Here is a 12328-nt window from a genome sequence, read left to right as displayed (position 1 = left end):
CGCATAGCCGGTCGCGACGATGTTCGCGGCCAGCGTGTCGCCGAGGAACTCCTCGGCCAGGCTCTGCGCGTCGAAGGTTTCGACCTGTGCCTCGCCCGCGACGAAGCGCATCTTCTCGAGCAGCAGGTCCACGTGCAGCTCGGCATCGGGGTTGCGCAGCGACTCGGCCACCGGAATCTCGTGGATGTTCGCGAGCACACGCGTGCGCCCGTGCCGCACGGTCTGCAGCGCGTCGGCCGAGGCACCCACCACCACGTCGCACGCCAGGATGGCGTCGGCCTGCTGCGTGTCGATGCGCACCTGGTTCAGCCGCTCGGGTGCATCGGCCAGCCGCACGAAGCTCAGCACCGAGCCGCCCTTCTGCGCGAAACCCATGAAGTCGAGCACGCTGGCCGACTTGCCCTCCAGGTGCGCGGCCATCGCGATGACCGCGCCCACCGTCACCACGCCAGTGCCGCCCACGCCGGTCACGAGCAGGTCGTAGGGGCCGGTCCATGCGTGCGGCGCGGGGTGCGCGAGCGCGCCCACGCGGTGCAGGAAGGCATCGCGCCCGACCGCCAGCGCCCCGCTCTTGCGCCGCAGCTTGCCGCCGGCGACGCCCACGAAGCTCGGGCAGAAGCCCTTGGCGCAGGAATAGTCCTTGTTGCAGCTGGTCTGGTCGATCTTGCGCTTGCGGCCCATCGGGGTTTCGTGCGGGAGCACGGCCACGCAGTTGCTCTGCACGGTGCAGTCGCCGCAGCCTTCACACACGGCCTCGTTGATGTAGAGGCGCTTGGGCGGGTCGGCCAGCTCGCCCTTCTTGCGACGGCGGCGCTTCTCAGCGGCGCAGGTCTGTTCGTAGATCAGCACGGTCACGCCGGTCATTTCGCGCAGGCGGCGCTGCACCTCGTCGAGCGCTGCGCGGTCATGGAATTCGGTGCCGTGCGGAAAGCGGTTCTTGATGGCGCCGTACTTGCCGATGGCATCGCTCACGACCACCACCTTGGTGACGCCTTCCGACTCCACCTGCCGCGCGATCGCATCCACGCTGATGACCCCGTCGACCGGCTGGCCGCCGGTCATCGCGACCGCGTCGTTGAACAGGATCTTGTAGGTGAGCGTCGCCTTGGCCGCGACGGCCTGGCGGATCGCCAGGTAGCCCGAGTGGTAGTAGGTGCCGTCGCCGAGGTTCTGGAACACATGTTGCGTCTTCGTGAACATCGCGTGCGAGATCCAGTCGACGCCCTCGCCGCCCATCTGGATGAGGCCGGCTGTGCTGCGGTCCATCCAGTTGGCCATGAAGTGGCAGCCGATGCCCGCGCGCGCCGTCGATCCTTCGGGCACCTTGGTGCTGGTGTTGTGCGGGCAGYCGGCGCAGAAGTACGGCAGGCGTTTGACCGCATCGCTCGCATTGCCCAGCAGCTCGGGCGGCGTGAAGTCGCGCACATGCTGCAGATGGTCGCCCAGGTCGCGGTTGTCGGGAAAGTGCGCGGCCAGCCAGTGCGCGACCAGCTCGATGAGGCGCGAGGGGCGCAGCTCACGAGCACCGGGCGCGCGTCGGCGGGGGCGTTGTAGAAGATGTCGCGCAGCTGCGTCTCGACCACCGCCCCCTTCTCTTCCACGACGAGGATCTCGTCGAGCCCGCGCGCGAAGTCCTTCAGGCGCGTCTGCTCGACCGGAAAACTCAGCCCCACCTTGTAGAGCCGCACGCCGGCGCGCGCGAGCTGCGCGGGCGAGAGTTCCAGGCGCCGCAGCACCTCCATCAGGTCGTGGTGCGCCTTGCCGCAGGTGACGATGCCCACCCTGGCGTGCGGGCTCACGATGACGTGGCGGTCGATGCTGTTGCGCCGCGCGAACGCGGCCACGGCCGCGAGCTTGTCCTCCAGCCGCGACTCGATGCGCAGCGACGGCAGGTCGGGCCAGCGGTAGTGCAGGCCGTCCGCCGGCGGGCGGTGGCCGGTGGCGGCGCGCACGGCATCGGCGTCTTCCCAGGCGGACACGCGCGCGTTCACCGCACCGAGATCCACCGTGCCGGCGCTCTCGACGATCTCGGACAACGCCGCCATGCCGACCCACGCGCCCGAATAGCGTGACAGCTCGTAGCCATACAGGCCGAACTCCAGGTACTCGGCCACGCTCGCGGGCTGCATCACCGGCATGCGCCATGCCATGAAGGCATGGTCGCTCTGGTGCGGCATCGACGACGACACGCAGCCGTGGTCGTCGCCCGCCACCACCAGTACGCCGCCGTGCGGCGACGAGCCGTAGGCATTGCCGTGCTTGAGCGCGTCGCCCGCGCGGTCCACGCCCGGCCCCTTGCCGTACCACATCGCATAGACGCCGTCGACCGTGCGCTCGGGGTCGGACTCCACACGCTGCGTGCCGAGCACCTGCGTGGCCGCGAGCTCCTCGTTCACCGCGGGCACGAAGCGGATGCCGGCCTCCTTGAAGCGGTCGCCGGCCTTCCAAATGGCCTGGTCGACCATGCCCAGCGGTGAGCCGCGGTAGCCGCTGACGAAGCCCTGCGTGTGCAGGCCGCGCGCCGCGTCGCGCTGTTTCTGCATCGCCAGGATGCGGATCAGCGCCTGCGTGCCGGTGATGAAGACGGCGCCGGCATCGGCCCAGAGGTTGTCGGAAAGCTGGTAGCCGGGCCGCTGGAGTGAGGTCGTCTTGTGGGGGGCGTTCATGCCCGGAATTGTTCTGCCGCACCCCGAGTAAGTGTTTCTTCAATACACTCGCGCAGACCCTTGTTTGAAGAAGAATCCTCTCGGGAACCGCGATGAACGTTGATCCTGTTTCTCTTGACGAGCATTGCCTCAAGATCCTTTCTGCGCTGCAGCATGACGGGCGGCAAACCGTGCAGCAGATTTCCGAGGCCGTCGGGCTCTCGCCCACGCCCTGCTGGAAGCGCATCAAGGAGATGGAGGCCGCCGGCGTGATCCGCGGCTACACCACGCGTGTCGACCCCGAATTGGTGGGCCTGCACGTCTCGGCCGTGGCCGAGGTGAACCTCGACCGCCACAGCGAGGYGATGGTGCAGCGCTTCGAGGAGGTGGTGGCCGCGAGCCCGCAGATCATCCGATGCGTGTCGGCCACCGGGCCCGCGGACTACATCCTCCACGTGACCGTGCCGGACATGAAGCATTACGAGCGCTTTCTGCACGAGGTGCTCTTCAGCCTGCCGGGCGTGACGCACGTGCGCTCGAGCATCGTGCTGCGCGAGATCAAGTCGGAGGTAGCGCTGCCGCTGGGCCACCTGCTCGGCGCGAAGGCGGGACCGGGGGCTTCGCGGCGCTAGGCGGCGTGCTCGGCCGGCAAGCGCAACGCCGTTGCGCATCGGCTCATCACGGGCTTTGGCAGCGGAGCATCTGAACTCGCGCCTGCACAAGACCGCCAGTCGCCCACCCGGCCCGCGCATTCCTACGGTGTCGACGCCCAAGCTGCAGGGCCCCTGACGCTCGCCCTCCTCTCCTCAGAAGGCCGGCGCATGGACCGGAACATCCCAGAAAAGCGCACGACCCGGACATGCAGGCGGCGAACGCGCTGCTTGCACAGGCGCTGTCGGCCTGCGCAACTAGCACATTGCGCAGTGGCGACAACCGTTCGATTCTTCAACGATGCATGGGCCCGCCTTCCGCCGAGGAGCCTTCCATGCGCACGCTGTTGATCGACAACTACGACTCGTTCACCTACAACCTCTACCAGTACCTGGCGGCCTGCAACGGCGAGGCCCCGATCGTGCTGCGCAACAACGAGATGCACTGGGACGAGGTCGAGCGCATGCACTTCGACAACATCGTGATCTCGCCGGGCCCCGGACGTCCGCAGCGGCGCGCCGACCTCGGCATCTCGGCGGACGCACTGCAGCGTTCGCGCAAACCCGTGCTCGGTGTGTGCCTGGGCCACCAGGCCATCGCCCACCATTGCGGCGCCCGTGTCGACCTGGCGGTGCGCCCGATGCACGGACGCCTGGACCGCATCTCGCACGCGCAGCGCGATCTCTTCGCCGGCATCCCGGACCGCTTCGAGGCGGTGCGCTACCACTCGCTCGCAGTCACGCAGCTGCCCTCATCCCTGGAGCCGCTCGCCTGGACGTCCGACGGCACATTGATGGGACTGCGTCACGTCTCCCTGCCCTGGTGGGGGGTGCAGTTCCATCCGGAGTCGATCTGCACCGAATTCGGCGCACGGCTGCTGCGCAACTTCAGGGACCTGACGCTGGAGTGGCTCGCACAGACGCCCCGGCGCGAGGCACGGGATCGCTTCGGACCCGCGCTGCGTTTCGAAGGCCCGCAGGCGTTGTCGCTGCACGCGGAGTGCATCGACACCGCAGCCGATGCCGAGGCCGTGTTCATGCGCACGTTCGCACAGCGCGACTGCGTTTTCTGGCTGGACAGCAGCCTCGCCGAGCCCGGGCGGGCGCGCTTTTCCTTCATGGGCGACGCGAGCGGCCCGCGTGCCCAGGTGCTGAACTACCGCACCGCCCCGCGCGAACTGATGGTGCGCCGGGGCGACGTCGTCCAGGTGCGCGACGAGAGCATCTTCGACTACCTGCGCGACCACCTGCCGGGCCAGCCGCCTGCGGGTCCCCCGCTCCCCTTCGACTTCGCGTGCGGCTTCGTGGGCTACTTCGGCTATGAGCTCAAGCGGGAGCTGGACGGCACGCATGCCCACGACGCAGACACCCCGGACGCGATGTGGATCCTCGCCGATCGCTTCCTCGCCTTCGATCACGCCGAGCAACAGGTCTGGATCGTCTGCTTGGATGAGGCCGTGCCGTCCAATGAGAATCGCCGCTGGATGCAGACCATGCGCGCGCGGCTGGCAGGCGCACCGGCGACCGCGCCGGACGACAGCGCGGCCGCGGCCCGCGATCTGCAACCATTGGCCTGGCGGATCGACCTCGCGATCTACCGGGAGCTGATCCTGCGCTGCCAGCACGAGATCCTGCAGGGCGAGACCTACGAGGTCTGCCTCACGAACCAACTGGTCGGCGAAGGGCGCGTCCATCCGCTGGAGATCTACCGGATCCTGCGCAGGCACAACCCTGCCCCCTATGCGGCCTACCTGCGCATCGGCGGCTATGCCGTGCTGTGCGCCTCGCCCGAACTCTTCCTGCACATCTCCAGCGCCGGCGATGTGGAATCGAAGCCCATCAAGGGCACCGCGGCGCGCGGCGCGACGCCGGCCGAGGACCAGGCGATCGCGGACGCCATGGTCGCCGACGAGAAGACCCGCGCGGAGAACCTGATGATCGTCGACTTGCTGCGCAACGACCTCAACCGGGTCTGCGAGATCGACAGCGTTCACGTGCCGAGCCTGTTCGCGGTCGAGACCTATGCCACCGTGCACCAGCTGGTCAGCACGATCCGGGGGCGGCTGCGCGCGGACCTCGGAGCGGTCGACTGCATCCGCGCCGCGTTCCCCGGCGGCTCCATGACGGGTGCGCCGAAGGTGCGCACGATGAAGATCTTGGACGAACTCGAGGCGGCGGCCCGCGGCATCTACTCGGGCAGCATCGGCTACCTATCGCTCAACGGCGCAGCGCAGCTCAACATCGTGATCCGCACCCTGGTGTCGGCCAACGGCCGCGTCTCCATCGGCGCCGGAGGCGCCATCGTCGCCATGTCCGATCCGGACGCCGAGGTCGAGGAGATCGTTCTGAAGGCGCAGGCGCTGTGGGACGTCCTCAGGCGTTGCGGCGCACCGCTCGGTCCGCGGCCGGGGATGGCGCCGGATGCCAGTGCCGCGGGCGATCCCGGTGTTCCGGGGCCCCTCGAGCCGCCGTCCGCGCCCGAGATTCCGCAAAGCCCTTCTACGCGGTCACCACCTGCGTCCGGCAATGGCTAGCGCAGCGGCCAACCGCCGCGGAATCCTGCTCATGCTGGTGGCCATGGGCTGCTACGTGCTCAACGATGTCTTCGTGAAGCTGACAGCGCAGAGCCTCCCGCCCTGCCAGGTCCTGGCCGTGCGCGGCGCCTTCGCCACCCTCTTTGTCCTGGCCCTCGCCCGCGGGACGCGCGCTGGCTGGCGCACGGCATTGCGGCCGATCGTCGGCGTGCGATGCGGGCTCGAGATCACGACCGCCCTCAGCTCCGTCGTCGCCCTGTCGCTCGCGCCGCTCGCCACGGTCAGCACGCTCATGATGACCGCGCCGCTGATGATTGCCGCCACTGCAATGGCGCTGCGATGGGAGCCTTGGCACGGAGGCCGGCTGCTCGCCACCGTGGCGGGATTCGCCGGCGTCCTGCTGGTGATCCAGCCGTCTGCGCGGTCCGAGGTCCCTGCGGCCGGCCTCGCCTGCGCATTGCTATGTGCCGCTTCGCTGGCCGCGCGCGACCTGGTGACGCGGCGCATTCCCGCCACGGTCCCGTCGTCGGTCATCGCCGTGGCGACCACGCTCGCCGTATGTCTGGCAGGCCTGCTGCTGGGGCTCGTGGAACGCTGGGCGCCGCTCACGCGCCACGAGCTCGGCATGCTCGCGGCAGCGGCGGGTTGTGCGGCACTGGGCAACTACGCGCTCATCGTGGCCTGCCGCGGCGTCGATCTCTCGGTCGTCACGCCCTTTCGCTACAGCCTGATCCTCTGGGCGTTGCTGTTGGGATACGCGATCTGGGGCGACATGCCGCGCCTCGAAGCCGCCGCCGGCGTGGTCCTGATTGTCGCGGCCGGTGCCTTCACCATCCGGGCGGCGCGCCGTCCGTGAGTGAACCGCCTCGGCTCTCGCCTGCGGCGCGACGGCCCCGACAACCGATCTGCCCCACGACAGCAGTCTGCGAGGGCGACCGCCCCAAAAAAACGAAGGCCGCCAACCGCCGGCCCTATCAACTCTGACAGTGTCCCCGGTGTGTGTCATCAGGCTGTAATGCGGCCTCATTCAACGAGGTGACCTCATGGAGATCATTGCGGGAACGATCGATACTTTCTCGGCGGACGTGCTGTTCGACATGGCACGCTACCGGCACGAGATTTTCGTCGAGAAACTGGGCTGGAAGCTCCATACGCGCGGCCGGCTGGAACTCGACGAATTCGACCGGAAGGACACTGTCTATCTGATCGCACGCAATCCGGACGGCGAGATCATCGGCACGAGCCGCCTGTTGCCCACGCACCGGCCCTATCTTCTGGCCAGCCTCTTCCCGCAGCTGCTCGGCGACACGCCGGCCCCGTGCTCGCCCGATATCTGGGAACTGTCGCGATTCGCCGCCGGCGACGGCACGCGGCTCGGGATCGGCGGGGATCCGCATGGATGGTCGCTCGCGCTGGACATGCTGAGCGCCGCGATGCGGACTGTCGCCAAGGAGGGCGGACGACGGCTCATCAGCGCCTCGCCCCTGGGCATCGAGCGCATCCTGCGCCGCACGGGCCTGTCCGCGCACCGCGCGGCACCACCAGTGCGGGTCGACGGCCAGCTTCTGTTCGCCTGCCTCATCGACGTGGACAAAAGCTGGTGTCCGCGCCAGGCCCGCCATGCCGACGGGCTCGGCCGAGTCGCCCGCCGACCTGCGGGCGAAGGGGCCGCTGCCACCCGTTCAGTTCAGGAGTCCGAGACGTGAAGCCGACGCCGCCGCCGAGCTCTTGGTGGCGGCACCCAATCTCGCCATTGCGTTCCTCAGATGGAAATCGACCGTGGGCTTCGAGATGCAGAGGATGGCCGCGATTTCGTCGCTCGTCTTGCCGTCGCCCGTCCAGCGCAGCACCTCCACCTGCCGCTTCGTCAGCGGTTCGATCCCCGCGAGCGGGCCGCCCAGGAGCCGGCAGAACGCGCGGTGGGCCTTATTCACCAGCCCCTGGAACAGGAGGTCCTTGGCGCGCATCTCCGCAGCCGTCAGCGGTTCGCTCGAGCGGGCAAGCGACAGCATCCCGACCCGTGCGTCGGGCTCGAAGACCGATTGCGCCCAGCCGACGCGCAGGCCGAAGGAGCGCGCTTCGTCCCACATCTGCGGCGCGTCCCGGAAGACTTCGTTGCTCCAGATCACGGGCGTCCCGCTGTGCACGCCGTGGGCGACCGTGGGATCCACCTGGAGATATCCGGCACTGATGTAGCGGCGGCTCCATCGCTCATCGTAGGTGCTGAACATCAAAGTCTTCGGCCGGGTGAAGGGCACACCTGGGATGGCTCGCTGGCCTCGTCCAACCGACCGAGAACGTCTTGGGTCCACTCGTTCATAGGTGCACTTCCTGCGTCGTCGGCGCCCCCACCTTATTCGCGGACGCGGTCGACATTGCCGCGGCGCAGCCCGGCAGGCGGCCAAGCCGCCTGCACCGACCCGTGCTGCGCCTGCCCGCGGCGTGCGCGTGGCGGTCGTTCAGCGCGTGATGGAGGCACGGGGGCGACAGTCTAGGAGCGCCTCGCGGGGCCCGGAGGCAAAATTCACCACCATTTCTGCCAATTTCGCGAGCCTGCCGTCGCGCACTGGCGCGGTGCGGCCCAGGGTCGGGAGATTGCGGATCGATCCCCCTACGTTGGCTTCTCACGATGCACAAGGTCTGGCTCCTGCTGCTTCCCGGCTTCCTTCTTCTCGACGTCATCCGCATGCTCGAGGTCTTCAAAGCCGCCAATGCCTCCTTGCGCCGGACGCGCAACAACAAGCTCGCCGGCTACGATGTTCGGCTGGCCTCCGCCGCAGGCGGCCAAACCCTGAGTTCAAGCGGTGTGGCACTGTCGACGGGTGCCTTGCCGCACCGGCTGGCCGGGCGGGCGAGCACGCTCTTCATCACCGGCGAACCTGTTCCGGGCGCGGTCGGGGCGACAGGCGTGCAGCGCCTGCGCGAATGGCTCTCCAGGAACCGGCGGCGTCTGAGCCGCTGCGCCGTGCTGGGCGCCGAGGCATTGCTGCCGCCTGTGCCGGAGGCCCGCGTCGTGCGGCGACAGGGGCGCACCGCACCGCCGGCGCTGCGCTGTGGCGGGCAGGGACCGGACCTGTTCGCGGCCGGCATGAGAACGCGCAGCTGGCGCGTGATCGACCCGGGCCAGGGCGCCGATCTGGCGCTGTCCTGGATCGAGGAGGACCGGGGCGCCGCGTTCGTGGAGACGCTTGCGTTGCGCATGCCCGGACCACGCGGCCGTCGCTGCGGCATGTCACGCCGTCGCCGCTTGCCGCTCGAGGCGCCCGCGCCCGACGCGCGCATCGGCGTGCTGCACCAGTGGATCGCGGCACATCTGCAGGAGAAGCTCAGCGTCGCCCGATTGGCACAGGAGGTTCACATGTCCACGCGCTCCTTCGCGCGTTTCTACGAACGCGCGACGGGTCTCTCGCCCGGGCGTGGCGTTCAGCAGATCCGCCTCGGCGCCGCCCGTCGCCTGCTCGAGACGAGCACACGCCCCCTCAAAGCCATCGCCGCGCAGTGCGGCTACGGATCCCAGGAGGTGATGCGAAGAGCCTTCGTTCGCGACCTGCAGATGACGCCGCGCGAATACCGGCGCCGCCACGCGGCGATGAAAGCTGCCGGCGCGGCCTAGCAGGACCCTGTCCCATCACCGGGTGTCGAGCCGCGCTGGCCAGCGCCGGCGTTGCTATTCCTCCGTGGCCCAGCACACCAGCCGCAGCTCCGCCAGCGGCAGCAGGGCGCGCGTGCCGTCGCCGAAGCGGACCTCGCCAACGTTGCCGTCCTTCGCCTTGATGCGCAAGGACCCGCGCCGTCCACCATGCTCGACCACCAGCACCGTGCGGCCGCCGCTGATGACCCTCGGAATCCCGTTTCCGGGCGGCGCCGCCGCCGAGCCGCCGGCGGGCCCGAGCGATTGCGGGCGACTCCTGGTCCGGCCACGTCCGTTCGGGCCGCCCCGCGCGATCAGTTCCTGGAGTTCCTGCGGGCGCTCTCGCGCGACGGCCACCAACTGGTAGAGCACCCGCACATCCGCGCCGAGCCGCCCTTCCTCCACCGCTTCGCGCAACTGCGGGGGTGCCTCGTTGAGCCGCGCGGCCTCGGTGATGAAGGAACGCGGCTTGCCCAGCCGGCGCGCGATCTCGGCGCGCGAATGGCCTTCTCCTTCCCGCTCCGCGATGAAGACGGCCAGATCGAATGGCGACATGTCCTCGCGGTGCAGGTTCTCCGCTGCCTGCGCGAAGGGATCGACCCGCGCGTCCACGAACGCCGGAACGCAGGACAGGCCGGCCCGGCGCGCCGCGCGCACCCTGCGCTCGCCGCGGTTGACGATGTACCGGTCCGCGTGCTCGGGATGGCAGCGCAGGGACACCGGCTCCAGCACGCCATGCTCGCGGATCGATTCGGCGAGTTCCTCGATGCGTTCGCCCCGCATGCGGCGGCGCGGCTGGTCGGGGTCGAAGTCGATGCGTTCGAGCGCCACCTGCGTCGGTGCGCCCGGGCCCGCAGGGGCGGCTTCGCCCGTGAGCAGATCGGCCGCCCTGAACTGCGACAACGCACTCAGGTCCAGGCCGTCGGGCGCCTTCATGCCTGCGTATCCGCCGGCATCGGCGCGTCCGAGCCCTCGATGCGTTGCTGCAGCAACTCGAACACCCGCATCACCYCGAGGCTCGCCTCGCGTGCCGCGCTCTTGGGCAGCCGCCACACGGGCACTCCCGCGGCCAGCGCCTCGGGAATGGCCGAACGGGTCGAGATCCGCGCCGGTATCACGAACTCCCGGAAGTTCAAGGCCAGGTCCTGCATCGCGGCTTTCTGCCGCAGCGAATGCGGATTGAACCGGTTCAGCACGATGGCCGCCATCCGCAGTTGCGGGTTGTAGCGCCGCCTGACCCCGAAGACGGTCCGGAGCATGTCGGCGACGCCGTCGATGCTGTACTCCTCCAGCTCGATCGGACACGCCACCGCATGGCCGGCAATCAGCGCCGCGCTCATGCGCAAGCCCAGCGCCGGGGGCGTGTCGATCACGACCGCGTCGAAATCCTGCGCCAGGCGCCTCACATTCCCGCGGAACAAAGGAATCACGAGGTCCGCCCTCGCGAGTTCGACGTCGGCCAGCCTTCTGCTGCCCGCCGCCAGCGCAATGGTCCGCTCACGCGGCGGGGCGATCGGACCCAGATCCGGACCGAACAGTTCCACCGCTTCGGCGATTGCCGAGGACTGATTCAGTGATTTCGAGCTGTTCGCCTGCGCGTCCAGATCGATCACGCACACCGACCGGCGTCGCACATCGGCCAGCCAGCATGCGTACAGCACCGCCAGCGTGGACTTGCCGACGCCGCCCTTCTGGTTGCCGAAGATGACCACGTTGCCCATGACTTGCTCCTCAGGCTTCGGCGCGGGACGCGCGTCCATCACACCCGAGCGGCGCACCTTCGGGGGCAGCCGCTGCAACTTGCAACAGCGGCTCGTCCCCCCCACAGCGGCGGAGCCGCCTCACTGGCCCACGAGCAAACCGCCCTGCCGCGTCGCCCACGAAATATCGCCGCCTCGCGCTTTGCGACACCACTGTCAAAAACAATAGTCGACACACGCACGGGCAGAGGCGGACATTGCGCTCCATGCAAGCAAACGACACTCAACGCTGGCATGCGACCGATGAAGGCCGACGCTCAGCCTGGCTTTCCATGCTCATGTTCGCCGGCTTGATGGCACACGCGTGCCCCTTGTGGGCACAAGCGCGGTCCAGCGCATCGCAGGGCCTCGGACCACAGCCGCAGGCGGCGCGCGACAACGACCGCATCGAGATCCTTCGCGAGGAGCTCAGGAAGTCGGAAGCGCAATTGGAAGGTCTCTTGCGCCGCAAGGCCGAGCGGCTCGCAGCATCCGACCTGAAGGCAGCGACCGAGGCCGAGGAACAGCGCGACCGCACGCTCGGCGACATCGCGGCCCTCCGGCGGGAGATCGCTTCGGCCACTCATGCCGCTGCCCAGGCTACGGCGGTCAGGCCCATGGCCGTTCAGGCCGCCAAGCACCCTTCCGCCGCTGGCAAGCGCGTGGTGCCGGCACCGTGGTGGGACGTCTACGGCAGCGGCCGGCGCATTGAATCGCCTGCTTCACTTTCTCTTGCGTCTCCACCTGTGCAAGCGCCCGCGGAATCAGCCCCCAAGCCCAACGGAGTAACGCCATGACCGCATGCTCGATCCACATCCGGCCCGCAACGGCAGCCGGCATCCATGTCAGATGGATCGGATGGCTGCTCATCGCCTGGCTCATCGCCGCCGCCCCCACCGAGGTCGCCTGGGCGGGGAGCCCGTTCGCGACCGGTGCGAACGCGACCCAGCAGCAACTCGTCGCCATCCTGACGCCGCTGGCCGCCGTCGCCGTGATGGTCTCCRGCGCCATGGCCTGGTTCGGGCGTCTGAGCTGGTGGTGGATGGTCGCGGTCGTGATCGGCACCGTGCTGGTCTTCGGCGGCCCGCAGATCGTGTCCTGGATCCGGGGCCTGTTCGGGGTCTGAAGG

At 69.0% G+C, this 12328-nt stretch carries 10 protein-coding genes and 1 pseudogene; 7 read left to right on the top strand and 4 right to left on the bottom strand.

Annotated elements, in window-relative coordinates:
• Positions 1-2666: pseudogene (locus AC1DOC_RS13745) on the bottom strand (indolepyruvate ferredoxin oxidoreductase family protein); the annotation flags it as partial.
• A 92-nt stretch (positions 2667-2758) separates the two neighbouring features.
• Here AC1DOC_RS13745 and AC1DOC_RS13740 point away from each other — a divergent pair.
• From AC1DOC_RS13740 to AC1DOC_RS13725, 4 genes are all read left to right on the top strand, one after another.
• Positions 2759-3277, top strand: coding sequence for an Lrp/AsnC family transcriptional regulator (locus tag AC1DOC_RS13740; protein ID WP_478129940.1), 519 nt, complete (start codon positions 2759-2761; stop codon positions 3275-3277).
• Positions 3278-3504: 227 nt separating this feature from the next.
• Entirely contained in the window at positions 3505-5829 is a 2325-nt protein-coding gene (gene pabB, locus AC1DOC_RS13735; RefSeq protein WP_478129939.1) for an aminodeoxychorismate synthase component I, read from the top strand.
• Entirely contained in the window at positions 5822-6685 is an 864-nt protein-coding gene (locus AC1DOC_RS13730) for a DMT family transporter (RefSeq protein ID WP_478079810.1), read from the top strand. Before pabB ends, AC1DOC_RS13730 begins: the two co-directional genes overlap by 8 nt.
• A 187-nt stretch (positions 6686-6872) precedes the next feature.
• Positions 6873-7535 carry an acyl-homoserine-lactone synthase gene (locus tag AC1DOC_RS13725; RefSeq protein ID WP_478079811.1) on the top strand — a complete coding sequence of 221 codons (663 nt, stop codon included), beginning with the start codon at positions 6873-6875 and terminating at the stop codon, positions 7533-7535.
• Here AC1DOC_RS13725 and AC1DOC_RS13720 read toward each other — a convergent pair.
• Entirely contained in the window at positions 7512-8060 is a 549-nt protein-coding gene (locus tag AC1DOC_RS13720; protein ID WP_478129938.1) for an autoinducer binding domain-containing protein, read from the bottom strand. The two genes, AC1DOC_RS13725 and AC1DOC_RS13720, sit on opposite strands and share 24 nt — an antisense overlap.
• A 398-nt stretch (positions 8061-8458) precedes the next feature.
• Between AC1DOC_RS13720 and AC1DOC_RS13715 the strand changes: the two genes are divergently transcribed.
• Positions 8459-9442 (top strand): helix-turn-helix domain-containing protein, encoded by a 984-nt coding sequence (locus tag AC1DOC_RS13715; RefSeq protein WP_015865860.1) that lies wholly within the window; start codon positions 8459-8461, stop codon positions 9440-9442.
• A gap of 54 nt (positions 9443-9496) precedes the next feature.
• Here the strand turns inward: AC1DOC_RS13715 and AC1DOC_RS13710 are convergent, their stop codons facing one another.
• Together AC1DOC_RS13710 and AC1DOC_RS13705 are read right to left on the bottom strand one after the other, a co-directional pair.
• On the bottom strand, positions 9497-10396 hold the full coding sequence (locus tag AC1DOC_RS13710) for a ParB/RepB/Spo0J family partition protein (protein ID WP_015865861.1): 900 nt from the start codon (positions 10394-10396) through the stop codon (positions 9497-9499).
• A complete protein-coding gene (locus AC1DOC_RS13705) occupies positions 10393-11181 on the bottom strand; it encodes a ParA family protein (RefSeq protein ID WP_478129937.1) in 789 nt (262 codons plus the stop codon). The genes AC1DOC_RS13710 and AC1DOC_RS13705 overlap by 4 nt, the downstream gene beginning before the upstream one ends.
• A 245-nt stretch (positions 11182-11426) precedes the next feature.
• Between AC1DOC_RS13705 and AC1DOC_RS13700 the strand changes: the two genes are divergently transcribed.
• Both AC1DOC_RS13700 and AC1DOC_RS13695 read left to right on the top strand, forming a co-directional pair.
• Positions 11427-11996, top strand: coding sequence for a hypothetical protein (locus AC1DOC_RS13700; protein ID WP_478079949.1), 570 nt, complete (start codon positions 11427-11429; stop codon positions 11994-11996).
• A complete protein-coding gene (locus AC1DOC_RS13695; protein WP_478129936.1) occupies positions 11993-12325 on the top strand; it encodes a TrbC/VirB2 family protein in 333 nt (110 codons plus the stop codon). The genes AC1DOC_RS13700 and AC1DOC_RS13695 overlap by 4 nt, the downstream gene beginning before the upstream one ends.
• Positions 12326-12328 lie beyond the last annotated feature (3 nt).

Source organism: Variovorax sp. 01T439_2 (assembly GCF_056398445.1).
The sequence above is the reverse complement of the archived record's forward strand: the minus strand, read 5'-3'. Positions and strand labels throughout refer to the sequence as shown.

Excerpts from the sequence above, each read along its gene's own strand:
- AC1DOC_RS13725 (WP_478079811.1), top strand. The coding sequence starts at position 6,873 with ATGGAGATCATTGCGGGAACGATCGATACTTTCTCGGCGGACGTGCTG.
- AC1DOC_RS13715 (WP_015865860.1), top strand. The coding sequence starts at position 8,459 with ATGCACAAGGTCTGGCTCCTGCTGCTTCCCGGCTTCCTTCTTCTCGAC.
- AC1DOC_RS13710 (WP_015865861.1), bottom strand. The coding sequence starts at position 10,396 with ATGAAGGCGCCCGACGGCCTGGACCTGAGTGCGTTGTCGCAGTTCAGG.
- pabB (WP_478129939.1), top strand. The coding sequence starts at position 3,505 with ATGCAGGCGGCGAACGCGCTGCTTGCACAGGCGCTGTCGGCCTGCGCA.
- AC1DOC_RS13730 (WP_478079810.1), top strand. The coding sequence starts at position 5,822 with ATGGCTAGCGCAGCGGCCAACCGCCGCGGAATCCTGCTCATGCTGGTG.
- AC1DOC_RS13720 (WP_478129938.1), bottom strand. The coding sequence starts at position 8,060 with ATGTTCAGCACCTACGATGAGCGATGGAGCCGCCGCTACATCAGTGCC.
- AC1DOC_RS13700 (WP_478079949.1), top strand. The coding sequence starts at position 11,427 with ATGCAAGCAAACGACACTCAACGCTGGCATGCGACCGATGAAGGCCGA.